At 62.2% G+C, this 24,234-nt stretch carries 23 protein-coding genes; 20 read left to right on the top strand and 3 right to left on the bottom strand.

What is annotated here, in order from left to right:
- Positions 1 to 26: 26 nt before the first annotated feature.
- From M516_RS0102755 to M516_RS0102725, 7 genes are all read left to right on the top strand, one after another.
- Positions 27 to 1,331: an ABC transporter substrate-binding protein gene (locus M516_RS0102755; RefSeq protein WP_029097775.1), complete on the top strand. Its 1,305-nt coding sequence runs from the start codon at positions 27 to 29 to the stop codon at positions 1,329 to 1,331.
- Between the two features lie 76 nt (positions 1,332 to 1,407).
- Positions 1,408 to 2,349: a carbohydrate ABC transporter permease gene (locus M516_RS0102750; RefSeq protein WP_029097774.1), complete on the top strand. Its 942-nt coding sequence runs from the start codon at positions 1,408 to 1,410 to the stop codon at positions 2,347 to 2,349.
- Between the two features lie 24 nt (positions 2,350 to 2,373).
- Positions 2,374 to 3,198, top strand: coding sequence for a carbohydrate ABC transporter permease (locus tag M516_RS0102745; RefSeq protein WP_029097773.1), 825 nt, complete (start codon positions 2,374 to 2,376; stop codon positions 3,196 to 3,198).
- Positions 3,185 to 4,174 carry an N-acetylglucosamine kinase gene (locus M516_RS0102740; protein WP_029097772.1) on the top strand — a complete coding sequence of 330 codons (990 nt, stop codon included), beginning with the start codon at positions 3,185 to 3,187 and terminating at the stop codon, positions 4,172 to 4,174. The genes M516_RS0102745 and M516_RS0102740 overlap by 14 nt, the downstream gene beginning before the upstream one ends.
- The gene (murQ, locus tag M516_RS0102735) at positions 4,155 to 5,063 is read left to right on the top strand and encodes an N-acetylmuramic acid 6-phosphate etherase (RefSeq protein ID WP_029097771.1); all 909 of its coding nucleotides are present in this window, start codon (positions 4,155 to 4,157) and stop codon (positions 5,061 to 5,063) included. The genes M516_RS0102740 and murQ overlap by 20 nt, the downstream gene beginning before the upstream one ends.
- A 565-nt stretch (positions 5,064 to 5,628) precedes the next feature.
- Positions 5,629 to 5,955, top strand: coding sequence for a DUF3870 domain-containing protein (locus M516_RS0102730; protein ID WP_029097770.1), 327 nt, complete (start codon positions 5,629 to 5,631; stop codon positions 5,953 to 5,955).
- A 65-nt stretch (positions 5,956 to 6,020) separates the two neighbouring features.
- The gene (locus M516_RS0102725; protein ID WP_029097769.1) at positions 6,021 to 7,232 is read left to right on the top strand and encodes a sensor domain-containing diguanylate cyclase; all 1,212 of its coding nucleotides are present in this window, start codon (positions 6,021 to 6,023) and stop codon (positions 7,230 to 7,232) included.
- A 3-nt stretch (positions 7,233 to 7,235) separates the two neighbouring features.
- On the opposite strand, the gene nhaC is transcribed toward M516_RS0102725, so the two are convergent.
- Positions 7,236 to 8,582 (bottom strand): Na+/H+ antiporter NhaC, encoded by a 1,347-nt coding sequence (gene nhaC / locus M516_RS0102720; RefSeq protein ID WP_029097768.1) that lies wholly within the window; start codon positions 8,580 to 8,582, stop codon positions 7,236 to 7,238.
- A gap of 309 nt (positions 8,583 to 8,891) precedes the next feature.
- Between nhaC and M516_RS0102715 the strand changes: the two genes are divergently transcribed.
- The 10 genes from M516_RS0102715 to M516_RS0102670 all read left to right on the top strand — a co-directional run bounded on the left by M516_RS0102715 (position 8,892) and on the right by M516_RS0102670 (position 21,556).
- Positions 8,892 to 9,908: an NAD-dependent epimerase/dehydratase family protein gene (locus M516_RS0102715; RefSeq protein WP_029097767.1), complete on the top strand. Its 1,017-nt coding sequence runs from the start codon at positions 8,892 to 8,894 to the stop codon at positions 9,906 to 9,908.
- Position 9,909: 1 nt separating this feature from the next.
- Positions 9,910 to 10,971 (top strand): dihydrodipicolinate synthase family protein, encoded by a 1,062-nt coding sequence (locus M516_RS0102710; protein WP_029097766.1) that lies wholly within the window; start codon positions 9,910 to 9,912, stop codon positions 10,969 to 10,971.
- Between the two features lie 32 nt (positions 10,972 to 11,003).
- Complete coding sequence (locus M516_RS0102705) at positions 11,004 to 12,353, top strand: helix-turn-helix domain-containing protein (RefSeq protein WP_029097765.1); 1,350 nt, start codon at positions 11,004 to 11,006, stop codon at positions 12,351 to 12,353.
- 198 nt (positions 12,354 to 12,551) lie between these two features.
- Positions 12,552 to 13,886: an ABC transporter substrate-binding protein gene (locus tag M516_RS0102700; RefSeq protein WP_029097764.1), complete on the top strand. Its 1,335-nt coding sequence runs from the start codon at positions 12,552 to 12,554 to the stop codon at positions 13,884 to 13,886.
- A gap of 12 nt (positions 13,887 to 13,898) precedes the next feature.
- Positions 13,899 to 14,819 carry a carbohydrate ABC transporter permease gene (locus tag M516_RS0102695; protein ID WP_029097763.1) on the top strand — a complete coding sequence of 307 codons (921 nt, stop codon included), beginning with the start codon at positions 13,899 to 13,901 and terminating at the stop codon, positions 14,817 to 14,819.
- A 32-nt stretch (positions 14,820 to 14,851) separates the two neighbouring features.
- Entirely contained in the window at positions 14,852 to 15,676 is an 825-nt protein-coding gene (locus M516_RS0102690) for a carbohydrate ABC transporter permease (protein WP_029097762.1), read from the top strand.
- 56 nt (positions 15,677 to 15,732) lie between these two features.
- On the top strand, positions 15,733 to 16,725 hold the full coding sequence (locus tag M516_RS0102685) for a Gfo/Idh/MocA family protein (protein WP_029097761.1): 993 nt from the start codon (positions 15,733 to 15,735) through the stop codon (positions 16,723 to 16,725).
- Positions 16,722 to 17,513 (top strand): sugar phosphate isomerase/epimerase family protein, encoded by a 792-nt coding sequence (locus M516_RS0102680; RefSeq protein WP_029097760.1) that lies wholly within the window; start codon positions 16,722 to 16,724, stop codon positions 17,511 to 17,513. Before M516_RS0102685 ends, M516_RS0102680 begins: the two co-directional genes overlap by 4 nt.
- Positions 17,514 to 17,570: 57 nt before the next feature.
- Complete coding sequence (locus M516_RS0102675) at positions 17,571 to 19,619, top strand: alginate lyase family protein (protein WP_029097759.1); 2,049 nt, start codon at positions 17,571 to 17,573, stop codon at positions 19,617 to 19,619.
- A 32-nt stretch (positions 19,620 to 19,651) separates the two neighbouring features.
- Positions 19,652 to 21,556 (top strand): beta-N-acetylhexosaminidase, encoded by a 1,905-nt coding sequence (locus tag M516_RS0102670; RefSeq protein ID WP_029097758.1) that lies wholly within the window; start codon positions 19,652 to 19,654, stop codon positions 21,554 to 21,556.
- Between the two features lie 62 nt (positions 21,557 to 21,618).
- Here M516_RS0102670 and M516_RS0102665 read toward each other — a convergent pair whose 3' ends face one another.
- Both M516_RS0102665 and M516_RS0102660 read right to left on the bottom strand, forming a co-directional pair.
- Positions 21,619 to 22,014 (bottom strand): hypothetical protein, encoded by a 396-nt coding sequence (locus tag M516_RS0102665; RefSeq protein ID WP_051188070.1) that lies wholly within the window; start codon positions 22,012 to 22,014, stop codon positions 21,619 to 21,621.
- A gap of 14 nt (positions 22,015 to 22,028) precedes the next feature.
- The gene (locus M516_RS0102660; protein ID WP_029097756.1) at positions 22,029 to 22,217 is read right to left on the bottom strand and encodes a helix-turn-helix transcriptional regulator; all 189 of its coding nucleotides are present in this window, start codon (positions 22,215 to 22,217) and stop codon (positions 22,029 to 22,031) included.
- A gap of 209 nt (positions 22,218 to 22,426) precedes the next feature.
- Here M516_RS0102660 and M516_RS0102655 point away from each other — a divergent pair, with 209 nt between their 5' ends.
- From M516_RS0102655 to M516_RS0102645, 3 genes are read left to right on the top strand one after another with little or no spacing between them, the layout of a single operon-like run.
- A complete protein-coding gene (locus tag M516_RS0102655; RefSeq protein WP_029097755.1) occupies positions 22,427 to 23,350 on the top strand; it encodes an NAD(P)/FAD-dependent oxidoreductase in 924 nt (307 codons plus the stop codon).
- Between the two features lie 30 nt (positions 23,351 to 23,380).
- Positions 23,381 to 23,629: a glutaredoxin family protein gene (locus tag M516_RS0102650; RefSeq protein ID WP_029097754.1), complete on the top strand. Its 249-nt coding sequence runs from the start codon at positions 23,381 to 23,383 to the stop codon at positions 23,627 to 23,629.
- Between the two features lie 35 nt (positions 23,630 to 23,664).
- A complete protein-coding gene (locus M516_RS0102645) occupies positions 23,665 to 24,228 on the top strand; it encodes a peroxiredoxin (RefSeq protein ID WP_029097753.1) in 564 nt (187 codons plus the stop codon).
- Positions 24,229 to 24,234 lie beyond the last annotated feature (6 nt).

The raw sequence follows: 24,234 nt of genomic DNA, 5'->3' as shown, positions 1-24,234 counted from the left end.
GTGTACGAAAAGGGGGAAGTTGGACCATGAAGAGGTACTGTTTGCACACAGCCGCTTCGGTCGTGCTGGCCGCCGCGATGGCCCTGGCCGGATGCAGCGGCGGAGGAGAGACGGCCAAGCCGTCAGGCGAGCAGGGGGGTAGCCAGGGGGGACAGGGCGGCTCCGGGCAGGTGACGCTCACCATGAACAGTTGGCGCGTCGAGGACACGGAGGGGTACAAGAAGATCATCCAGGCGTTTGAAGCGGAGAACCCCGGCATCAAGATTGACTTCAAGCCGCTCAAGGCTACGGAGTACGACACGATCCTGAACACGGCCCTGCAGAGCGACAGCGGCCCCGACATCCTGCAGCTGCGGCCCTACGCGCCCGGCGTTTCGCTGGCGGAGGCGGGCCATTTGGAGCCGCTTGACAATCTGCCCGGCATTCGCGAGTTTCCCCAGGACGTCCTGGCGGCTGCCACCGGCAAGGACGGCAAGGTGTACGGCGTCCCGCTCTCGCTCAACTCGACGCAGATTTACTACAACAAAAAGATCTTCGACCAGTACGGCCTGAAGGAGCCGAAGAGCTGGGACGAACTGATCGCCACAGCCAAAACGCTGAAGGAAAACGGCGTGGTACCGTTCGCGTTTGGCGCCAAGGAAGGCTGGCTGCTCTCGCTCAGCCACGGCGTGATCGCGCCGGGAACCTACAACGGCAACGCGTTTGTCGACAAGCTGCTGAAAGGGGAGAGTACCTTCACCAGCCCCGAGTTCGTCCAATCGCTTCAGCGGATGCAGGAGCTGGCCCCTTATTTCCCGGAAAATTTCGTCGGCCTGGAGCTGAACGACATCCGCACGATGTTTTTCACGGAAAAGGCGGCCATGTTCATCAACGGCAGCTTTGAGCTGGAAGGGCTGAAAAAGATGAACCCGGACCTGCCGATCGATTTCTTCCCGATGCCGACGGATGACGGCAGCACCGTCCTGACCACCTGGGTGGACGGCTCGTACGCGGTCAACGCCAAGTCCAAGCACAAGCAGGAGGCGCTGAAGTTTCTGGCGTTCATGACGACGAAAAAATTCGGCGAGCTGTTTGCGGGCGAGTTCAAACGGATCAGCGCCGTGCCCGGGGTGAGCACCGACGACCCGCTGGTCAACAAGATGGCGGAGATGTCGCAGAGCATCGCCACGCCGTATCTGATGGTGGTCCATTTTGCGGAAGGCAATCCGTCGACGAAGAAGACCCTGGAGAACGCCCTGCAGGGCATGTACCTCGGCAAATTGACGCCGGAACAGGTGGCGCAAGAGGTGCAGAAGTCGGCGGAAAAATGGTTCCCTGCTTTCAAGAAATAAACAATTCCGGCAAATGGCGGCGGGGTGAGAGTGTGCTTGTTTCCGCTCCGCCGTCCCCATCAGGGGGTGGGTGAACATGGGCATATCCAAGACACAGGCTGCCCGTCCAAAGGGAAAGGCGCGGTGGCTCGTCCACCTGTTTCCCCTTCCGGCTCTCGTGATCTACACGCTGTTTGTCGTCTATCCGATCGTTTCCGCCTTCACCTACAGCTTGTACGAGTGGGAGGGCATTGCCAGAGGCGCCTACGTCGGCCTGAAAAACTTCATCACGCTGTTTCGGGTGGAGCCGTTTCACGAAATGTTCTGGAACGCGTTTGGCCACAACGTCATCTACTTTGTGGTCGAGATGATCGTGCAAAACGGCATCGCCTTTGTGCTCGCCTTTCTCATCTACCGCAAGATCAGGGGAGCCGGCTTCCTCAAGGTGGCGTACTTCCTGCCCCGGCTCTTGTCCGTCATCGTGGTCGGCTTTTTGTGGAAGCTGATCCTCAACCCCAACTACGGGGCGCTCAACACCCTATTGCACAAGCTGGGGCTTTCGGAGTGGGCCAGGCCCTGGCTGGGAGACCCGGATACCGCCCTGTTGGCGATCATTCTCGTCAACTGCTGGTTTGGCATCGGGTTTGCGGTGCTGATTTTTCTCGCCGGGCTGCAGTCGATTCCCGAGGAGCTGATCGAGGCGGCCCGCCTGGACGGGGCGAGCGGCCCCCGGATGCTGGTGAGGATCATCCTGCCGCTCTGTATGCCGTCGATCACGATCATGACGATCTTTACCTTCATCCAGGCATTTGAAGCGTTTGAACTGGTGTACGCCATGCAGGGGTCGATGGGCGAACCGTTTCATTCCACCGACACGCTGGCCGTCTACTTTTACCGGTTGGCGTTCAGCGGGGCGGGGGGCGCGGGTGACGTCTCCATCGGCCTGGGCTCGGCGCTTGCCGTTGTCATCTTTTTCATCGTCGCGTCCGTTTCGGCGCTTTCCCTCTACCTGATGCGGAAACGGGAAGTGCGGCACTGACGGAGCGGAAAGGAGGAGCAGCCCGTGAAAACTGGCGTGGGCGTCCGGTCGCTGCAGTATGTGTTCGCCTATCTGTTCGTGCTGGTGGCGACCTACCCGATTGTGCTGATGATCGTCTCGTCGTTTAAAACCAATGCGGAGATTTTTTCCGATCCGCTCTCCTTGCCCCGGTCGTTCAGCCTGGAGACGTACCGCAAGCTGTGGGAGGCGGTGCCGTTTGCCCACTTTTTCTGGAACAGCGTCGTTGTCAGCGTCGCGTCGGTCGTGCTGATCGCCCTCTTTTCGGCGATGGCCGCGTTTTACCTGGCCCGGTTTTCGTTCCGCTGGACAGGGGTGCTGTACTTTTTCTTTCTGATCGGCTTGATGATCCCGATCAAGTTGGGGATTGTCCCGCTGTTTATGCTGATGAAGAAGCTGGGGCTGTTAAACTCCCTCTGGTCGCTGATTGTGATTTACACGGCGAGCGGCATCCCGATCTCCGTGTTCATCCTCACCGGCTTTTTCCGCACGCTGCCGGTGGAACTGGAGGAGGCGGCACGAATCGATGGCTGCAGCCACTTTCAAGTGCTGTGGCGGGTGCTGCTGCCGCTGATTCGGCCCGCGCTGGGGACCGTGGTGATCATCAATTTTATTGGCGCCTGGAACGACTTCTTTTTTCCGCTGATCTTTATCCAGGAGGAGACGCTGAAGACGATCCCCGTGGGGATGATGGTGCTGTTCGGCGAGTACGAGACGGACTGGAGCCTGCTGTTTGCCGGCCTGACGCTTTCCGCCCTGCCGATGATCGGCGTGTTTCTCCTGGCGTCCAGGCAGTTCATGGAGGGGCTGACAGCCGGTGCGGTCAAGTGAAAAGCGGCGCTGGTTTCTCGGCATCGACGGCGGCGGGAGCAAGACCACGGCGGCCGTCTGCGGCGCGGACGGGCGGATCGTCGCCCTGGCTATGGGAGAGGGGAGCAATCCGCTGTCGCGCCCCTGGCCGGAGGTGGAGGAGACGCTGCGCGCGTTAATCCGCGACTGTCTCAGGCAGGCGGGAGCGGCGGCACACGAGGTGGAAGGGCTGTTTTTCGGATTGGCCGGAGCCGATCGGCCGCAGGTACAGACGATGATCGTCAACGCGTTTCAAGCGGAGTGGGGGGAGCGGCTGCAGATCGACAACGACGCCGTGGCCGCGCTCTACTCCGGCACCTGGGGCGGACCGGGCATCGTGCTGATTGCCGGTACCGGCTCCATCGCCTGCGCGCTGACGGCGGACGGCAGCCGGCATCGCGTCGGGGGCTGGGGGTATCTGGTCGGCGACGAGGGCAGCGGTTTTGACCTGGGCCGGCAGGCGGTTGCCGCCGCGCTCCGGGCGTTTGACGGCCGCGGCGAAGCGACGGCGCTGACCGGGATGCTGGTGTCGCACTACGGGGTGGACACTCCCGACCAACTGATCGCCCGGCTGTACGGATCGCCCAACCCGCGCAGGGAATTGGCCGGGGCGGCCATCCTGGTGGACCGGGCGGCGGCCGCGGGCGACGCTGTGGCCGGACGGCTGGTGCGGCAGGCGGCGGCTTCGCTGCTGGAGCTTGCGGAGACGTGTCTGGCCAAGGCGGGGGAGCGGCTGCCCGTGGTGCTGGCGGGCGGGCTGATGGCGGCCGATACGATGCTGCGCCGCGCCGTGCTGGAGCTGGCCCGGTTTGAGGCGGTCGTGCCGGCCGCGCCGCCGGTGACGGGCTGTCTGGCCGCGGCGCTGATGCGGGCGGGCCGGCCGCTCGATGCGGCAGTCAGGAAGAATCTGTGCCGATACCATCCAGAGGGGGAAGCCAATGGGGGAGAACTTGTTTGAGCTCACAACGGAGATGCGCAACCAGGCGAGCGAGTCGCTGGATCAGATGTCCAGCCTGGAAATCGTGACGCTGATGAACGAAGAGGACAAAAAGGTGGCGCACGCCGTACAGCGCGTCCTGCCCGAAGTGGCACGGGCCGTGGACATGATCGCTGCCGCCCTGGAAACAGGGGGGCGCCTCTTTTACTTCGGCGCCGGCACGAGCGGGCGGCTGGGGGTGCTGGATGCGGCGGAGTGTCCGCCCACCTTTGGCACCGATCCGCAGTTGGTGCAGGGGATCATCGCCGGAGGGGAAGCCGCTCTGAAGGAAGCGATTGAAGGGGCGGAAGACTCGCCGGAGCTGGGACAGGAGGACGTCCAGCGGTGCGGCGTGCGCGCCGGGGACGTGGTGGTGGGCATAGCCGCCAGCGGGCGGACGCCGTACGTGATCGGCGCGCTGGAGGAAGCCAAGGCGCGGGGGGCGGCCACCGTCTCCCTCTCCTGCAACCCCGATCCCGACATCAGCCAGGGCGTGGACGTCTCGATCAACATCGTCGTCGGCCCGGAAGTGGTGACCGGGTCGACGCGGCTGAAGGCGGGGAGCGCCACCAAGATGGTGCTGAACATGCTGACGACGGCCAGCATGGTCCACCTGGGCAAAGTGTACGGCAACCTGATGGTCAACGTGCAGGCGACCAACCACAAGCTGCGGGAGCGGGCCAAGCACATCGTCATGCAGGCAGCCGGCGTCGGCTACGCCGAGGCGGAGCAGTTGATCGCCGACGCGGCCGGAGACGCCCGCGTGGCGATTGTGATGAAGCTGGCCGGCCTGTCGGCGGCGGAAGCGGCGGAGCGGCTGCGCCGGGCCGGCGGCAAAGTGCGGAACGCCATCCATCAGGCGAAGGAATAGGCGGAAAAAGACAGCGGCGCAGGCGGGTCCGGCGAAACGGATCGCCTGCGCCTCGTGTCGTTTGCGGGAGGCGTCGGCACGCGGGAGAGTTGGCGAAAAAGACTGGATGATTTCGGCCGGTTTGCGTATGAGGGGCAGCGTGGTTGACATCCTGAAAGGCGCAAGGAAGTGGTGCTCGTTGCCTTCGCTGGTTTTGCCCGACCGGCGGCTGTCCGTCTTTTTCGACGTGCTGATCCGCGGGCTCTTTCTCCTCTGTCTGTTCCGCAGACGATTTCGAACGTTATGCCGCGAACAGGGGATGGAAACAACAGAGGGAATAGGGTAATATTGGTTGTACATAGCAGAAAAAAACGGTACAGGCTATTGCCGTGAAGGGGTAGCCGTTTTCTCGTCCGCCAAAAAAGGGAGCGGATCGGGCGAACTTTCTTTTCCATCGTGGATGGCCTGCATGGCCTCGGCGCTGGCCCGCACCGGACGGATCGTCAGCCCGCATCGGTGCCGGCCAAGCCGCGTGCGGTGGCCATTGCAAAACGGAAACGGACGGTGAGCGAGGAGGATGAATCGGATGGCGGACTGGGCGGACAAGCGGACCGTGCTGACGGCGGGCTTTGCCCAAATTCCCAAGGGGACGACCTTGTACGAATTGTCCACGATGGTGGGATGCGTGCTCATCATCGACGTGGAAGACGAAGTCATCTGCGACGCCAGCTTTACGTTTGTCATGGAGAAAACCAGCGACTTTCTCGCCTCGCTGTTGAGGGGCAAATCGGTCGCGAACGGGATGGCGGAGATCGTGCAGGAGGTGCAGGAGCGCTTCCTGGCGCCCGGACAGGGAGCGGTGCTGCAGGCGATTCGCGCCGCCGTCGACCGCTATCACGAGAGAAAACGATAGGAAAAGCGCAGCCAGTTGCAGGATGCCAACGGAATCAACCGCCCGAAGGTGCTGGAGGGTTGTACATGCGAGAAGAAACATCGACAAGGGAAGAGTACACGCAACACCTGCTGAAACGGTACAGTCAGTGGCTGCACCGGATCGAACAGGTGGACCGCGGGGAAGTGGATGCGCTCTCCCGCGAACTGGCCGGGGTGCTGCCGGAGCGGGAACGCATCGGTCACAAACAACTGCTGGAGGAAATTGTCAAACTAAACGAAAAAGTGACACACCTGCTGTGGCTGTCAGAACATTTGAAAATTCTCCATGATCTCAGCCACATCTTCGCCAAGACCTTCGAGGAAGAAGAGATTCTGTGGAAGGCCTTTGAACTGGTCTCCCGGGTGATGCCGACCGACGCCTTCTTCATCGCCTTTTACGATGAAGGGGACAGCGAGATCCGCATTCCGATCAGCATCGACAACGGGGTCAACTACGGACCGATCACCCTCCCGTACGGAAAAGGTCTGATTTCCAAAGTGCTCGCCACCCGGCAAACCGTCCATCTGCAGACGTCGGGGGACGAGACGGAAGGCGCGTCCGTGCGGTGGGGCAACCCCGACAGCGACACCAACGCCTGTATTTTTGTGCCGCTGATGCTGGACAACCAGATCAAAGGGGTGATCTCCGCCCAGTCGTACCGCGAGTTCGCCTACAAAAAGGAGCACGAGGAACTGCTTGCCATCATCGGTTTTCAGGTGGCCAGCGCGATCGAGACCGCCAGACTGTACGACCGGATGTACCAGATGTCGTTTCGGGACGAGCTGAGCGGCATTCTGAACTACCGCGCCTTTCACCGCGACCTGGAGCAGATCCTGCAGAGCGAGCCGCCCTCCGTCGCGCTGGTCATGCTCGACTCCGACCATCTGAAAGCGGTGAACGACCAGTACGGCCATCACCTGGGCGACGCGCTGATCCGGCGCATCGCCGAGGCTCTAAAGCAGAGCGCCTCTCCAGGAGACAGCGTCTACCGCTACGCCGGAGACGAGTTCATGCTGCTTTCCCCGCGAGCGACGCTGGACGAAGCGATGGCCAAAGTGCGGGCCATCCGGGAGTACCTGCGCCTGCACCCGCTGGTTTACGAAGGGCGGGTCATCCCGGTGACGGTCAGCGTGGGAATCGCTTGTTATCCCGAGCACGCCGCTACGGCGGACGGGTTGAAGCGGGCGGCGGACGAAGCGCTCTACCGCTCCAAGCACAACGGGAAAAACTGCGCCACGGTGTACGGCACAGCGTAGCGCTCAGCGGCGGAACCAGGCGTAGAGAAACGTAAACAGCGGCGACAGCCACAGGTACAGGGCGTACGGCAGGTAGTCAACCGTCGACACGTGCAGGGTGGTGGTGAAAAACGCGCCGCTCACCCCCCAGGGAATGAGCGGATTGACCAGCGTGCCGCAGTCCTCCAGGGTGCGGGAGAGACGCTTGAGCGCCATCCCCCTGCGGGCAAAGGCGTCCCGAAACATCTGGCCGGGCAGCAGGATGGAGAGGTACTGCTCGCCGGTCAGGGCGTTGACCAGAATGGAGGAGGTTCCGGCCAGCCCGACCAGGTCGCCGTCCCGCTTGATCCGCTGCATCAGCGCGCGGAACAGGCCGTCAAACACGCCGCCGTGCTGCAGCAGACCGCCCAGGGAGAGCGCGATCAGGATCAGGGAGAGCGACCAGGTCATCGACATCAGGCCGCCCCGGTTGACGATCGAGGCGACGGTGTCGTTGGCGAACTCGGCGTGAAAGCCGTTTTGCATCACGTTCAGCCATTCGGCCGGCGAGGTCGCCCCCTGCAGCAGCGCAGCGGTCGCGATCCCGCTGGCAATGCCCAGAACCAGCGTCGGCATGAGCGGCATGCGCATGGCGGAGCAGACGAGCACGGCCAGCGCCGGCAGCAGCGTCAGGGCCGAGAGCGTAAAGTGCTGCTCCAGCTCCTGCCGGATGGCGGAAATCCCCTGCAGGTCGACAGGGGATGTCTGTCCCTGCAGGCCAAAGAAGAGCACGGTAATCGCAAACGCGGGCACTGTAGTCCGCGTCATGAAGCGGATATGCGTCATCAACGGCACGCCCGCCACCCCGGCGGCAATGTTGGTCGTGTCGGACAGTGGCGACATTTTGTCCCCAAAGCAAGCACCGCAGATGACGGCGCCCGCCGTCACGAGCGGGTCAAGCCCCAGGGCGGCGGAGACCCCCATCATCGCGACGCCGACCGTGCTGATCGTGGTGAACGAACTGGTGGTCACGGTCGAGACGACGATCGTCAGGAACAGGGCGCTCAGCGTAAAGTACTGCGGCTGGATGGTGGCGATCCCGTAGTACAGGATGGTCGGAATCGTCCCGCTCATCATCCACACCCCGATCAGGATGCCGATCAGCGCGAGGAGCAGCATCGGCCCGACGGCTGACTGCACCCCTTTCACCAAACCTTCCTCCATCTGGCTCCACGTGATTCCGTACAGGCGCAGCAGAACCGCAGAGGCCACGGTCGCGGCCAGGAGCGGCATGTGCGGCTCCGCTTTTCCCCAGAACATGGCGGGAAACAGCACGGCGAAGACGGCGACCAGCACCGAAGCGCTTTGCGCAAACGACAACGATTTGTTCATCAATAGTCATACTCCTTGTACAAAATGGGATGCATGCACGTTCCCGCTTTTTGGCTTTACGGCTTTTGTGCTTTTGTGCGTTTAAGCGGGATAGAGGTACTGTAGCCCGATTTGCTTGATTCGTCAACGAATTTGACCGAATTCGGAATGGCAAAAAAATACCGAGTAGTAGGGGAATTTCCGGCCTCTGTCCGCCGATTTTCAGACGCGTTTTCGTCCTTGTCTGTTCAACGTCCCCCTTCATACAATAAACCTACAGCGTCGTGCTGCAGCTTCTCGCGGGAAGAACACGTAAATCGGGAGGAACGCATGAAGACAGTGGAAGAGCTGGAACGAAAAATGACAGAACCTTCAGTCGATTTGATCCGAGCAGTATCCCAACTGGACGGGGACCTGATCATCCTCGGCGTCGGCGGCAAGATGGGACCCAGTTTGGCCATGCTGGCGAAAAACGCGATCAGGGCGGCGGGGGGAAACCAACGGGTGATCGGCGTTTCCCGTTTTTCCTCCGGGACGCTCCGATCCAGGCTGGAATCGGCCGGGATTGAAACGATCGCCGCCGATTTGCTGGACGACCAACAGCTTCAGCGGCTGCCCAAGGCGGAAAATGTGATCTTCATGGCCGGCCAAAAGTTTGGCACGACCGGCAGAGAGCCGTATACCTGGGCGATGAATGCCTACCTGCCGGGGCGGGTGGCGGAAGCGTTTCGCCACGCGCGGATCGTCTCCTATTCGACGGGGAACGTCTATCCGCTGATGCCGCTGAACCGGGGAGGAGCCACCGAGGAGACGCCGGTGTCGCCGGTGGGCGAATACGCGCAGTCGTGCCTGGGCCGGGAGCGGATTTTTTCCTACTTTTCCGCTGCCTACAACATCCCCATGCTGCATTTTCGCTTGAATTACGCGATAGACATGAGGTACGGGGTCCTGCTCGAAGTGGCGAAAGCCGTCCGCGACCGGCAGCCGATCGATTTGGGCATGGGGCATGTCAACGTCATCTGGCAGGGGGACGCCAACGACATGGCCATCCGCTCCCTCGCCCTGTGCGAGACGCCTCCGCGCGTCCTGAACGTAACCGGTCCGGAAACCGTTTCCGTACGCTGGCTGGCCGAACAGTTCGCCAAGCGGTTTGCGGTCGATCCCGTCTTCGTGAATCAGGAGCAGGAGACCGCCCTCTTGAGCAATGCGGCCGAAGCCCATCGGCTGTTCGGGTACCCGCGGGTCTCGCTTAGGCAGATGATCGACTGGACGGCGGAGTGGATCGAAGCGGGCGGCGAGATATTGAATAAAGCGACGCGCTTCCAGGAGCGAAAGGGGGAATTTTGAGGTGGTTCAAGAGCTTCGTCCGGCCGTTGCCGCACACCTTCGCGACGGAGTGGTGATTCCCGCCCACCCGCTCGCTCTCGACGCCTCCCGCAAGCTGGACGAACGGCGGCAGCGCGGACTGACGCGATACTATCTGGCTGCCGGAGCCGGTGGAGTGGCCGTGGGGGTCCACACGACCCAGTTTGCGATCAGGGACCGGGAGATCAATCTGTTGGAACCGGTGCTGCGCCTCGCCGTCGAGGAGGTGGAGCGGGCGGGAAAAACCGACTCGTTCATCAAGGTGGCCGGCATTTGCGGCCCCACCCCGCAGGCGCTGCACGAAGCGGAATTGGCGGCGCGTCTGGGCTACGATCTGGGGCTGGTCAGCATGGGGGGGCTACACAACTGGAGTGAGGCGGACCTGCTCCGGCGAACCGAGGAGATCGCCAAGGTGATCCCGGTGTTTGGCTTTTACCTGCAGCCCGCTGTCGGGGGACGGGAGCTGAGCGGCGCGTTTTGGCGGGAGTTTGCCGAGATACCTGGCGTCATGGCGGTGAAGCTGGCCCCGTTCAACCGGTACCAGACGCTCGATGTGGTGCGGGCGGTCTGCCGCTCCAGCCGCCGCGACGACATCGCCCTGTACACGGGCAACGACGACAACATCGTCGCCGATCTGCTGACGACCTATCGGGTTTGGGTGGACGGAAGACCGGTGGAAAAACGGATCGTCGGGGGGCTGCTCGGCCACTGGGCGGTCTGGACGCATGCGGCGGTGCGGCTGCTCGACGAGATCAAACGGGTGAGGGCGAGCGGGGTGATCCCGGCGGAACTGCTGGCCCGCGGGATCGCCGTCACGGACGCCAACGCCGCCTTTTTCGACCCCGCTCATCAGTTTGCCGGGTGCATCCCCGGCATCCACGAAGTGCTGCGGCGGCAGGGGCTCCTCGCCGGGCGATGGTGCCTTCGGCCGGATGAAGAGCTGTCGGACGGCCAGCGGGAGGAAATCGACCGCGTGTACCGGGAGTACCCGGAGCTGAACGACGATTCGTTTGTCCGGAAACATCTGGACGAGTGGCTGTCGTAAGTCCCGACAGGCGCAGGGAGGAGGGCGTGGCGATGCAGGTCAAAATCAAGATCGGGGTCATCGGCCCTGTCGCGATCGTGGAAAGCATCCGGGAGGCGATCAAATCGTTTCCCAATTTCATCCCGGTATTTCGCGCCTCCGATCAGATCGCGGACGCGCCCGTCTTTGCCCGCGAGCTGATGGACGAAGTGGAGGTGCTCTTGTTCTCCGGCTACTATCCGTACAAAATCGCCAAGGAATCCGTGGCCTTTTCCGTCCCGGTCCACTACGTGCCGCTGACGGGAACGGGTCTGTACCGCGCGCTGTTTCGCCTGAATCCGCACAGGCGGCGGGGCAGCTTCTCGATTGACACGCTTGCCCGGCAGGCGGTGGAGAAGGTGCTGGATGAACTGGGGGAGCCGTTTGCCGCGATGCATTACTACGGCGGAGGCTCCTATCAGGTGGAGGAGATGATCCGCTTTCACCGGGAAGCGTTTGAACAGGGGGGAAGCGACGGGGCGCTGACGGGCGTGAAGGCTGTGTCCGACGCGCTGACCGGTCTCGGCATCCCCAACGAGTGGGTGACGCCCACCGTCCAGGACATCACCGTTTCCCTGGAACGGGCCCTGCTGTCGACGGAGAAGCGGCGCAACAAGGAGTCGCAGATCGTCTTCGGACTGATTCAGATCGACGGCTACACGCAGTGGGTGGAGCGGAGCACGTCCGAGTACGACGTGCAGAAGCGGAAACTGGAGATTCACCGGATGTTTCTCGATTACGTGGGCTGTCTGGACGGCTATTTGACCAGCCTGGGCGGGGGAGAGTACCAGTTTGTCACCACCCGGGGGATTTTCGAGCGGGAGACGAGAGGGTACAAATCGATTCCGCTCTTGACGGACGCGAAAACCGCCCTGGGCGTCTCGCTCAGCATCGGCGTCGGCTTTGGCAAGTCGGCCAACGAAGCGGGAACCCACGCCCGGCTGGCGCTCCGCCAGTCCAAAGAGTTCGGAGGGGACATCTGCTTCATCGTGCTGGAAGACAGAAGCGTCATCGGTCCGGTCGAGATGGCTCATCCGATGGTCTACGGGCTGTCCATCACCGACAAGGATCTGCTGCAAAAGGCGGAAAAGGCGGGCATGACCGCCGCTTACATGAGCAAGCTGATGGCACAGGTGACGCGCCTGGGGAAAACGGAGTACACCGCGCAGGAGCTGGCTTCGATCCTCGGGGTGACCGTCCGCAGCGCCCACCGTATCATGCTGCAGTGGCTCGACGCCGGGCTGGTGGAAATCGTCGGGGTGGAAAAAATCACGTCGCGGGGCAGGCCGCGGCAGGTGTACCGCCTCTCCTTTGCCGCCTCCCCGGTCTGCCGCGGCGAGCAGGAGCGGGCCTCGGCCGAGTGAGCGGGCGGGAATTCCAGACGGGTTTTCGACATTGACCCATTATCCGGGGATTGCGTACAGTTGAAGTACGGCCGTTTTTATCTGAATGTTTTTAACCTTTTAACAATAAGGACTTCGACGCGGATGAGCGGCCCACCGTCCTGACGGCAGTCCCGGCTCATCCGGTTTGAAACGGAGAAGAAAAACGGGGGGATTCGCATGCGAAAACACCGCATCGTCACGTGGCTGGCAGCCGTTGGCCTGAGCGGAGCGCTGCTCGTCTCCGGCTGTTCGGGCAGCCGGGACGCCGCCGGGAACACCGGCGAAAAAGTGTCATTGAAGCTCGGCTACTACTCGTCCGGCAGTTCGGACGCGAAAATGCAGGAGCTGGTGAAACGGTTCATGGATAAGCACCCCGGCATCGAAGTCACGACCGAATCGGCGCCGTACGGCAAGTTCTTTCAAAAGCTGGACACCCAGATAGCCGCCGGCAGCGCACCGGACGTCTGGCTCTCCGACGGCGTCTACGTGGCCAAGTTTGCCGAGCGGGGGGCTGCCAAGGACTTGACCGATTGGGTCAGCAAAGACTTGAACACGGACGACTACTACGGCCTGGAGTTCAACAAGGACGCCAACGGACGCTACTGGGGAGTGCCGCAGGGGGTTCAGATCGCGGTGCTGTTTTACAACAAGGAGATGTTTGACAAAGCAGGCCAGCCGTACCCGAACGAGAACTGGACCTGGGACGATCTGAAACAAGCGGCGGAAGTGCTAACGCTTGACAGCAGCGGACGCAATGCCCGCGACCCGGCCTTCGACGGCAAGGCTGTCAATCAATTCGGCCTGGCCTTTTTCAGCATCACCGAGGGCTGGATGAGCGTGTTCAAGTCCTACGGCGGCGGCGTGCTGGACGAGACGATGCAGAAGTCGGTCATCCAATCGCCGGAAAACAAGCGGGCGCTGGAGTGGATCGTGGACGGGATGAAGCGGAACCTGTTTACCGATCCCAGCGATCTGAAGAGCTTCAAGAGCCCGGTCGCCCCGTTCCCCAGCAGGCAGGCGGCGATGCGGATCGGCATTTACGCCAGGGTGCTGGCGGCCAACGAAGCGGGTCTGAACTACGACGTGACCCTGCTGCCCAAAGGGCCGGACGGCAAGCGGTTCGCCCCGATCATCGCCAATTCCTGGGTGATCAACAGCAAGACGAGCGACGCGAAGGCGCAGGCGGCCTGGGAGTGGATCAAGTACTGGGTGACGGACGACGAGGTGCAGAAGGAATGGGCCCGTCTGGGCGAAGCCGTGCCGGTGAAAAAATCGGTGGCAAACTCCCCGCTGTTCCTCGAGACCGGCACTCCGCCGCAAAACAAGCAGGCGTTTTTGGACAGCTTCGCCTTCGCCGGACGGCTGGACGACAACGCGGTGTGGGAAGAGTGGCTGAGCAAGTTCAACGACAGCATCAACCGCGCCTTTCTGGGCGAGATGCCGGTGGAGGAAGCGCTGGCCAAGGCGGATCGGGACGTACAGCAGGTGCTGGACGCATTTTACCAAAAGTGAGGGCGCGTCGCGATGGAAACGGTGAAGAAACATGCCCAAAAAAAGAGTGAGGGGAGATGGGGGCTGTTGATGGTCTCCCCTTACATCGTCCACTTCGTCGTGTTTGTGGCGGTGACGTTTCTCGCCTCGCTCTACTTCAGCTTTTCGGACTACGACATCCTGAATCCGCCGCAGTGGGTGGGTCTGGCCAATTACGAGAAGCTGGTCCACGACCCAGTGTTTTGGAAGGCGCTGTGGAACACCGTCTATTTCGCCGTCTTGTTCGTGCCGGCCCAAACCTTTCTGGCGCTGGTCCTGGCGGTCGCGCTGAACCAGAAGCTGATGGGGCTGAAGCTGATCCGGCTGGCTCACTTTCTGCCGGTCATCTCCTCCTGGACGGTGATCTACTACGTGGCCGACGCGATCTTCAACCCGCGCTTCGGCATGGCGAACTCCCTCCTCATGCGGCTGGGGCTGGAGCCGCAGAAATGGCTGCAGGACGAGTGGCTGGTCATCCCCATCCTGGTGCTGGTGGCCGTCTGGAAGGGCGTCGGCTACATCATGGTGATCTTTCTGGCGGGGCTGCAAAACGTTCCGCAGGAGCTGTACGAGGCGGCGGACATGGACGGGGCGGGAGCGGTCAGGAAGTTTTTCCACATCACCATGCCGATGATCTCCGGGACGACCTTTCTGGTCCTCATCCTGAGCACCATCTCCACGTTTCAGGCGTTTGAGCAAATCTACGTGATGACCGGCGGATCGGTGGACGCCACGGCGGCCGGCGGCCCCAACAACGCCAGTCTGCTGCTCATGGTGTACCTGTATCGCGAAGGCTTTTCCTTCCTCCATATGGGCTATGCCTCGGCGATCGCCTGGGTGCTGTTCATCATGTTGTTCGCGTTCACGCTGATCCAGGTGAAACTGCAGAAGCGCTGGGTGTATTACGAGAAATGAAGGGTAGGTCCCGGAGCGAAAGGAGACGTTCCATGAACTACTTCCGGTTGAAAAAAGCGGCCGGCTACGCCGTGATTCTGGTCAGTTCGCTCGTGATGCTGCTGCCCTTTGCCACCGCCGTGTTCAACTCGCTGAAGACGTATCAGCAGTACACGGCCGTGCCGTCCACGTGGCTGCCCGATCCCGCGCAGTGGAGCAACTACGCCGAAGTCTGGAACATGGCCGACTTTGGCACCTACACTTTAAACAGCCTGATCGTCGCGATCCTGTCGGTCATCGGGGCCATCCTGTCCAACTCCATGATCGCCTACGCGTTTGCCCGTCTGGAGTTTCCCTTGAAAAACACGCTGTTCCTGATCGTGCTGGGAACGATGATGATCCCCGCCGTCGTGACGATGATTCCGCAGTTTATCATCTTCAAGGAGCTGAACATGCTGGATACCCTGATGCCGCTGTGGATCATCGAGTGGCTCGGGCAGCCGTTCGGGATCTTTCTTTTGCGGCAGGCGTTTTTAAGCGTCCCGACGGCGTATGAGGACGCGGCCAAGCTGGACGGCTGCAACCCATTTCAAATCTACTGGCGGGTGTTTCTGCCCATGTGCAAGCCGGCTCTCGCCACGCTGGCCATCTTTACCTTCATGACCAAGTGGAACGAGATTCTGCTGCCGGTGCTGTACCTGACGTCCAAGGAAAAGTACACGCTGCCGATCGGCATTCTGGCGCTGCAGGGGCAGTGGACGGGGAACGAACAGTACCTGGTGGCGGCCGCGCTGATGAGCCTCCTGCCGATTCTCATTGTCTTTCTCCTGGGAGAAAAGTACTTTGTCCACGGAGCAGGCAGTTCCGGTTTGAAGTAAACGGCGCGCAGGGGGCGAACGGCTCCGTGCGGAAGCGGAAAGGGTGAGGGACTTACATGTACCGGGTCGTCGTCATCGGGGCGGGCGAAATCGCCAACAGCCATTTGGAAGCGATCGGCGCGAGCGGTGAGCTGCAGGCGGTCGCGGTCGCCGACATCGACGCCGATCGGGCGCGAGCGGCGGGCAGACGCTTCGGCGTCACTCCCTACGTGTCCTACAGGGAGATGGTGGAGCGGGAACAGCCCGACATCGCGGTTGTGGCGCTGCCGCACCACCTGCACCGGGAGGCGGCCGTCTTTGCAGCGGAACACGGCTGCCACATCCTGCTGGAAAAGCCCATGGCGCGGAACGAAGCGGAGTGCGATGCGATCATCCGGGCGGCGCAGCAGCACGGCGTGACGCTGATGGTGGGCCATACCCAGCACTTCAAGCCGGAGAATCGCAGGGCCAAAGAGCTGACGAAAACCGGGGCGTTGGGCCGGCTGGTGATGGTCAACGACACGCGCCACCTCCACTACTTCCGCGAAGAGCGCCCCGCCTGGTTTTTGGAAAGGGCCAAGGCGGGCGGCGGCATCCTGATGAATCTGGGCGTCCATTCCGTCGACAAGCTGCAGTGGCTGACGGACAGCAGGGTAGTCCGGGTGAAGGCGTCCGTCAGTCATTTTGGCCCGAGGGGAGATGTCGAGGGGAGCGGGCTGGCCTACCTGGAGACGGACAGCGGCGTGGCGGCGACGATTTCGCAGTCGGGGTACAAGGGAGCGGCGAAAGACGAAACCGAGCTGATCTTTACCGGCGGGATGCTGAAGCTGGTCAGCGGGAAAGGGCTGTGGATGAGCGACGGCGGGGAATACCGGCGCGTCGCCGTGGAGGAGGAAGTCGATCCGTTCGCGCTGCAGTTTGCGGAACTGCTGCAGGCGATCCGCTCCGGCTCCGAACCGGAGTGCTCCGGAGCGTATGGGAAAAGCGTCGTCTGCGTGGTGGAGGCCATGTACCGGTCCCATTGTCTCGGCGCGGAAGTCGAAGTCGCACAGGGGGGGACAGCGCGGTGAAATGGAGCATGTGCACGACGGGATGGAAGGAAAACACGCTGGAAGAGGCAGCCGCTGCTGCCGGCCGGTTGGGGTTGGACGGGATCGAAATCTGGACGGGACATCTGGATGGAGGGAACGGGCGTGACGGGACGCTGGCGCAGGCGCGCGAGCTGCTGCGCCGCTTGGGGATGTCCGTGCCCGTGATCAGCACGTACGCCCGTTTTTCCGCCGGCGGGGAAGCGGAGAGTCTGGCGGAGACGGAGGCGGCGATGCGGCAGGCGGTCGCGTTGGACTGTCCGGCCGTCCGTGTCTTTGCCGGCGGCAAGCCGTTTGCGCAGTCGACGGCGGAAGAGCGGGAGCGGATGGCGGCCGCCCTGGAGCAGGCGGCGAAACGAGGGGAGCGGTACGGCGTAACCGTCGCCGTGGAGCTGCACAACAACACCTTGGCCGACAGCGTCGAGGGGGTGGAAACGCTTCTGGCCGCGGCGAATCACCCGCGCCTTCGCCTGATTTTTGACGGCTTCAACCTGTACGTGGACGGACGGGACCAGTTGGACGCGCTTGATCGCTTGTACCGCTGGGTCGACCACGTCCATCTCAAAAACTACCGCTGGCAGCCGCAGCGGTGGGCCGACAGCGTTCCCGTGTCCGTCTTTGCGGGAGACGTGGACAACCGGAAGCTATTGGCTGAACTGGGCAGGCGCGGCTACCGGGGATTCGTGTCGTTCGAATACTTCGGCGAGCAGGCGGAGTCGTGCGTCAGGCAATCGCTTGACGAGGTGAAGACGATCGCGCCGACAGAATGAACGAAGCGGGGACGAGGTCACGCAGAAGGACTCCCCGCTTCCCGAGGAGGAGGAACCATGGCTGAACACAGGTCAACGCCTGCGTTTTTTTGGTCCGAGCAGGACCGGGAGTATCTGGCTGCCGCCTGCCGGTCCCATTGGCCGCAGGAGGTCGCCGAGGTGCTGAAACGGGCGGACCTCGCCTGCGAAAACACCTTTGTCTTTACCCACCGCTGGGACATGGAACGCTGCGACACGCCGGTTTCCTTTCCCGGCCGCATCGATTGGACGTACCGGCTCAACGGGGATTTCGAGTGGACGGTCATGCTCAATCGGGCGCGGTACATGGCGGAACTGGGGCAGGCGTACTGGCTGACCGGCGACGAGAAGTACGCGGCCGGGTTTGTTCGGCTGATGACGGACTGGCTGGCGCAAAACCCGCTGACGGAAGAAGAGGTGCACGCCAGCCGGGAGCGTTTTTACAACGTAAAGGATACGTGGCGCAAGCTGGACAGCGGCATCCGGATCGTCAACTGGATCAAGGGCTATCACTGCGTCCGCACCTCTCCCGCCTGGGGAACGGACGAAGAGCGCCTGTTTTGGGATGCGCTCCGGCTGCACGGGATGTACCTGCACATCGCCTACGTGCCGCACGACCGGCAGAGCAACTGGGGATTTTTGGAAATGAACGGACTGTTTCAAATCGGGCTGCTGTTTCCCGCCCTGGCCGAGGCGCAGACCTGGCTGAGCGCGGCCGTCGAGCGGCTGGCCGCGATGGTCCGCCTGCAGGTGTTTGAAGACGGCATGCACAACGAGCAGTCCCCGATGTACCACCACGAAGTGCTGCAGTGTCTGTTCGAATGCGTCTGGCTGGCGGAGAAAAACGGACTGGCGTATCCCGACGAGCTGAAGCGGACGCTCTATAGCATGTACACGGCCTCCCTCGCTCTGCTGAAACCCAACGGTCACCAGCCGATGGCCAGCGACAGCGACGATACCGACATCCGCGACATTCTCTGCCAGGGCGCCGTGCTGTTTGCGCGGGGAGACTTGAAATCGCAGGCCTATCCCGTGCTGGACTATCAGGGCATCTGGTACTTCGGCCGCGAGGGGGTGGACGCGTACGAGCGGCTCCCGGCCGAACCGCCTGCGTTTGCCTCGGTTCATCTCGAACAGGCCGGGTATGTCGCGATGCGCAGCGGGTGGTCGCCGGACGCCCATTACCTGCTGTTTGACGCCGGACACATGGCCCTGACGGGAAAAGCGCACGGCCACGACGATCTGCTGCACATCGAGCTGTCGGCCCACGGCCGCGAGTTTCTCGTCGATGCCGGCCGCTATACCTACATGGAGAACGACGAGCGCCGGTATTTTAAGGAGGCGTTTCAGCACAACGTCGTCACCGTGGACGGCCTGCCGGTGTCGGCCTACATCGACTCGTGGCAGTGGGGCAGGACGGCGCTGCCCCTTGACAGGTACTGCCGCATTCACGAGGCGTATGCGTACGCGCAGGCAGGGCACGACGGGTACCTGTCGCTCAGCCGGCCGGTGCAGGTCCTGCGGCGGATTTTGTACGTCCCGCCGGACTGCTGGATCGTGGTGGATACCTTCCGCTCCGACGGCGCTCACGGATACGCGCAGCACTTTCACTTTGCCGAGGACGTCCCGCTGCGGATCGATCAGGAGACAGGCACGGCCCGTACCGCCTTTTCCGAGGGCGGCAACCTGACCCTGATGCAGCTCGGCCGGGCCCGGGGCGAGTGGACGATGCAGCCCTGCTGGTTTCCCCGCCACTACAACCAGAAGCGGAAGGCGACGAAGCTGGTCTATCGGCAGGTGGCACACGGGTTTCACGCGTTCGTGACCATCCTCACCACCCATCTGGGGCGGGAGGAAGCCGGCCTTGCCGTGCGGGAGCTGGAGGTGAGGGATACGCGGGACCGCCTGCTGGCGGCGGAACAGGTGACGGCGCTGGAGATCCGGCGGGAGGGGCGGTCGGCGGTGGCGCTCTTTTCCCATCAAGGGCCGGACAGCTATCAATTCGCGGGAACGCACATGAGCGGCGAGGTGATGCTGATTCGCCGGGAAGCGGGTCAGGGCGAACATGCGTATGTCGTGAAGGTGTGACCGCTTGTGCGAAGGAGGAGGGAGAGGAACCGATGGGCAAACGGCTTGGGATTCGCTTGGACGGAGAGCTGGCGGAGGTGGCGGCGGGCGTGGAGGCGCTGAGCGGGGAACTGGGCGTGCTTCATGCGCCGGACGGCATTCCCGTGCGCGCGATCCGCGAGCCGGGCGGGATTGCGGTATCGTGGGAAAACGGGCGGGGCGAGATCCGTTACGGCCAACCGATTCACTTCTTCCGCGGCCTGGGCCTGCTCGTGGAGGCCCTGCGGGAGGCGCCTGAGAGGCCGGTCCGGCTACGGGAGGAACCCCAGTTTGCGATGAACGGCGTAATGGTGGATGCGTCGCGCAATGCCGTGCCGACCGTGGACAGCGTGAAAACCCTGCTGCGGCACATGGCGGTCATGGGCCTGAATGTGCTGATGCTGTACACGGAAGACACGTACACCGTCGACAGCCAACCCTACTTCGGCTACATGCGCGGCAGGTACACGCCCCGGGAACTGCGGGAGATCGACGATTACGCCCATCAGTTCGGCATCGAGGTCATCCCGTGCATCCAGACGCTGGCCCACCTGGAGACGTTTTTGAAGTGGAGGGCGGCCGACGGTCTGCGGGACACGCCGGACGTGCTGCTGGCGGGGGACGAGCGGACCTATCGGTTTGTCGAAGAGATGATCACGGCCGCCGCCAGGCCGTTTCGCAGCAAGAACATTCACATCGGGATGGACGAAGCGCACGGGCTGGGCAGAGGGAGGTATCTCGACCTGTACGGGTATCGGCCCCGGTTTGAGATCATGACGCACCACCTGAACAGTGTGCTCGCGATTACGCGCAGACTGGGGCTTGCTCCGATGATCTGGAGCGACATGTACATCCGGATCGGGTCAAAGACGGGTGACTACTACGACGAGGCCGCCGTCATCCCTCCGGACGTGATCGCCGGCATGCCGCGGGACGTCCGGTTTGTCTACTGGGACTACTACCACACCGACCCGGCCTTTTACGAGAAGTACATTCGCCTGCACAAGCAGTTCGGCTCCCTGCCGGTCTTTGCCGGAGGAATCTGGACGTTCTCGGGGATCGGGACTCATTACGAGAAGACGTTCCTCGCCACCAACGCCGCGCTGGAGGCGTGCAAGCGGGAGGGGATCACGGACGTGTTTGCCGCGATTTGGATGGACGACGGAGGGGAGAACCACCTGTTTTCCAGCCTGCTCGGCCTGCAGTTGTTTGCCGAACACGGCTACGCCCGGCAGTTGGACGAGGGCAAGCTGAGCAGACGGTTTCGCTTTTGCGCAGGCGCCGATCCCGAAGCGTTCAGGCTGCTCGGCTCGATCGACACGCCGCCCGGTGCCGAGTGGCGGCAGACGCTGGAGCCGGACAATCCCGGCCGGTACCTGCTCTGGCAGGACGTCCTGCTCGGCCTGTTTGACCGGCACGTGGAGGGGCGGGACGTCGCCTCCCATTACCGGCGGCTGGCCGGTGCGCTGGCAGAGGCGGCGAGGCAGAACGAGGCGTGGCGGCACGTTTTCGAGGTGCCGGTCAGGCTGTGTGAAGTCTTGAGCGTGAAAAGCGAGATCGGCATCAGGCTGAAGCGCGGGTACGAGGAAAACAGGCGGGACGAACTGGAGCGGCTGTGCGCCCGCGATCTGCCCGAGCTGCACCGGCGCGTCGACGAACTGCGGCGGGCGCATCGCGACCAGTGGCATCGCATCTACAAGCCGTTCGGCTGGGAGGTGCTGGATATCCGCTACGGCGGACTGCTCGCCCGGATCGACACCGCGATCCGGCGCGTCACGGACTATCTGCAGGGAACGATCGGGAACATCGAGGAACTGGAGGCGGAGCGATTGTACTTTGACGGCCCGCAGAGAGCGTACGGGGAGGGGATGGGCCGCTGCAATCGCTACCGGCACATCTGCACAGCCAACGTGTTATAGGCGGGGAAAAACACAAGCCCGGGCGGACAGCTCGGGCTTGTGTTCGTTGGGGCGGCTCCCTTTCAGCGGTACTGCCTGGACACGATCCACTCCGTGAGCGGCAGAACGATCATCGAGAAGCAGGTGACCACGATCAGCGCCATGTTTTCCCGGCCGAACGCCCATTTTTCCACAACGAGGGCAGCGAGCAGCAGGCCGGTGAGGATAAAGTAGCTGATCTTGGCGCTTTTCATCGTGATATGCCGACCCAGTTCTTCGTCTTCGGCCGGCCCGTCTCCCTCTTCACGCGATCCCCAGGTGATTGCGGAGAGAAACGAACCGAGCAGAATCGCCGTGGACGTCAATTCGCTGAAGCCGACGGACTGGCCCGTCAGCCACTTGTACACGGTAAACCCTGCGGCGATGGCAGTGCCCGCTCCGAACAAGGCGGCTCCCCATTTCCGTGTCGTCATCTTCATCTCACATCTCCTCCTTACGCGTGAAACAGTTCGTCGACCGTCACCCCAAGCGCGCGGGCAAGCTGAAACGCCAACTTGAGGCTGGGATCGTACTTGTTGTTTTCAATGGCGTTGATGGTCTGCCGGGAGACGCCGCACACCCTGGCCAGTTCTTCCTGGGAGATGCCTTTCAGCTTGCGCAGTTGCTTGATCTTGTTTTCCATTGGCGGTCTCTTCCTTGTGAAAATGTAAAAGATGTTTTACATGTACAGCGTACCAATCTTCCGAAAAAATGTCAAAAGTGTTTTACATATACGTTTTAATTAAAATAATTATAAATAGATATTGACTTTTACTTTGGATCTAGTAAAATGATAACTGTTCCCAGTTGATAATCATTTTAATTTGATCATGGAAAGAGGGGGGAGCTGGCATGTACGATGTGATTGTGATCGGCAGCGGTCCGGCGGGCACATCCGCTGCCATCTACACGGCGAGGGGCAACCTGAAGACGCTGGTGATCGACAAAGCGCCCGGCTCCGGCGCGCTTGCCCTGACCCATAAAATCGCCAACTACCCCGGTGTGGAAGGCGAGCTGACGGGTAAAGAACTGCTGGACAAAATGAAGCGGCAGGCCCAGAGCTTTGGCGCCGAGTTCCTGCAGACGACGATTACGGCGGTGGATGTGGAGGACGAGGTGAAACGCATCTACACCGCGCACGGTACGTTTGAAGCCAAAGCGGTGATCGTCGCCACCGGATCCAAGGGACGCAACCGCATGCTGCCCGGCGAGGAACGCCTGCTGGGCAGAGGCGTCAGCACCTGCGCCACCTGCGACGGGGCGTTTTACCAAGGCGGGCACGTCGCGGTGATCGGCGACACGGAGGAGGCGCTGGAGGAAGCCATGGCGCTGACCAAGTTTGCCAGCAGGATCACCTTCATCATCCCGCGCGGCGACCTGCAGGGCGTAGACGAGATGCCGGAGTTGCCCAATACGGAGGTGCTGTTCCGCACGCGTCCGCTGGAGATCGTCGGCGAACAGAAGGTGGAAGGCGTCCGCATCCGGCGGCCGGACGGCGCAGAGGAACTGCTTCCCGTCGACGGCGTGTTCATCTTCCTGTCGGGCAGCAAACCGGGCACCGACTTTCTCGAGGATCAGGTCCCGCTGGATGAGGAAGGGTACATGATTCTCGACGAGTACATGCAGTCTGCCGTACCGGGCGTGTTCGGCGCCGGCGAAGTGCGGAGAACGCCGGTCAAGCAGGCGGTCGTCGCAGCCGCAGACGGCGCCATCGCGGCGATGGCCGTCGACAAGTACATCAACAAGCGGTCCAAAATCGTACCGCAGTACAAATAAGAATTCCGAGAGAAAAGGAGCGACCGTTTCATGGCACAAGCAATCGTTTATTCCAGCACCAATTGCGGCTTCTGCAAGCAGTTGAAAACCTATCTGGAGGAGCAAAACATCTCCTACGAAGAGCGCAACATCGACGAAAACGAGACGTATCGCGAGGAACTGGCACGATTGGGCGTGATGTCCGTGCCGCTGACGCTGATCGGCGACAAGCAGATTCTCGGCTTCAACCCGACCCGCATCAAGAAGGCGCTGGCCAGCCTGGAAGCGAGCAGCCAGTAACCCGACACCCATACCCGGAGAGGAGAGAAACCAACATGACAACGAACGCGACAGCACCGCGAGTGGAACTGAAAGTGGGCAAACCCGCCCCCGATTTTTCCATGCTGACGACGAAAAACCTGGAGACGCTGGAAGAGCGCGTCACCCTGGCCGACTACAAGGGGAAGTGGCTCGTCCTGTTCTTCTGGCCGTTTGACTTCACCTTCGTCTGCCCGACGGAAGTGACGGCGTTCAGCGACCACCTGGACGAATTCCACGACCTGGATTGCGAGGTCCTGGGCGTGTCGACGGACAGCGTCTATACGCACCGCGCCTGGATCCAAACCCCGCGCGAACAGAACGGCATCGGACCGGTGAAGTTCCCGCTGGCCAGCGACTTCAACAAGGAAACGGCCCGGGCATACGGCGTGCTTGACGAAGAAACCGGCGCGGCCCACCGCGGCCTGTTCATCATCGACCCGGAAGGCGTGCTGCGCTACCAGGTCGTGACCGACATGAACGTCGGCCGCAGCGTTGACGAAACGCTCCGCGTCCTGCAGGCGCTGCAGGCGGGCGGCCTCTGCCCGGCCAACTGGAAGCCCGGTATGAAAACGTTGTAATCAGGG

Origin of the sequence: Brevibacillus thermoruber 423 (genome assembly GCF_000454065.1) — a bacterium.
Taxonomy (GTDB): domain Bacteria; phylum Bacillota; class Bacilli; order Brevibacillales; family Brevibacillaceae; genus Brevibacillus; species Brevibacillus thermoruber.
Note: the sequence above shows the minus strand (reverse complement) of the source record. Positions and strands in the feature narration are given on the sequence as shown.

Bases quoted from the DNA above. Each gene is read 5' to 3' on its own strand.
- nhaC (WP_029097768.1), bottom strand. From the start codon at position 8,582: ATGAACAAATCGTTGTCGTTTGCGCAAAGCGCTTCGGTGCTGGTCGCC.
- M516_RS0102660 (WP_029097756.1), bottom strand. From the start codon at position 22,217: ATGGAAAACAAGATCAAGCAACTGCGCAAGCTGAAAGGCATCTCCCAG.
- M516_RS0102645 (WP_029097753.1), top strand. From the start codon at position 23,665: ATGACAACGAACGCGACAGCACCGCGAGTGGAACTGAAAGTGGGCAAA.
- M516_RS0102755 (WP_029097775.1), top strand. From the start codon at position 27: ATGAAGAGGTACTGTTTGCACACAGCCGCTTCGGTCGTGCTGGCCGCC.
- M516_RS0102690 (WP_029097762.1), top strand. From the start codon at position 14,852: ATGAACTACTTCCGGTTGAAAAAAGCGGCCGGCTACGCCGTGATTCTG.
- M516_RS0102655 (WP_029097755.1), top strand. From the start codon at position 22,427: ATGTACGATGTGATTGTGATCGGCAGCGGTCCGGCGGGCACATCCGCT.
- M516_RS0102715 (WP_029097767.1), top strand. From the start codon at position 8,892: ATGAAGACAGTGGAAGAGCTGGAACGAAAAATGACAGAACCTTCAGTC.
- M516_RS0102685 (WP_029097761.1), top strand. From the start codon at position 15,733: ATGTACCGGGTCGTCGTCATCGGGGCGGGCGAAATCGCCAACAGCCAT.
- M516_RS0102670 (WP_029097758.1), top strand. From the start codon at position 19,652: ATGGGCAAACGGCTTGGGATTCGCTTGGACGGAGAGCTGGCGGAGGTG.
- M516_RS0102650 (WP_029097754.1), top strand. From the start codon at position 23,381: ATGGCACAAGCAATCGTTTATTCCAGCACCAATTGCGGCTTCTGCAAG.
- M516_RS0102695 (WP_029097763.1), top strand. From the start codon at position 13,899: ATGGAAACGGTGAAGAAACATGCCCAAAAAAAGAGTGAGGGGAGATGG.
- M516_RS0102705 (WP_029097765.1), top strand. From the start codon at position 11,004: ATGCAGGTCAAAATCAAGATCGGGGTCATCGGCCCTGTCGCGATCGTG.
- M516_RS0102700 (WP_029097764.1), top strand. From the start codon at position 12,552: ATGCGAAAACACCGCATCGTCACGTGGCTGGCAGCCGTTGGCCTGAGC.
- M516_RS0102750 (WP_029097774.1), top strand. From the start codon at position 1,408: ATGGGCATATCCAAGACACAGGCTGCCCGTCCAAAGGGAAAGGCGCGG.
- M516_RS0102725 (WP_029097769.1), top strand. From the start codon at position 6,021: ATGCGAGAAGAAACATCGACAAGGGAAGAGTACACGCAACACCTGCTG.
- murQ (WP_029097771.1), top strand. From the start codon at position 4,155: ATGGGGGAGAACTTGTTTGAGCTCACAACGGAGATGCGCAACCAGGCG.
- M516_RS0102675 (WP_029097759.1), top strand. From the start codon at position 17,571: ATGGCTGAACACAGGTCAACGCCTGCGTTTTTTTGGTCCGAGCAGGAC.
- M516_RS0102730 (WP_029097770.1), top strand. From the start codon at position 5,629: ATGGCGGACTGGGCGGACAAGCGGACCGTGCTGACGGCGGGCTTTGCC.
- M516_RS0102665 (WP_051188070.1), bottom strand. From the start codon at position 22,014: ATGAAGATGACGACACGGAAATGGGGAGCCGCCTTGTTCGGAGCGGGC.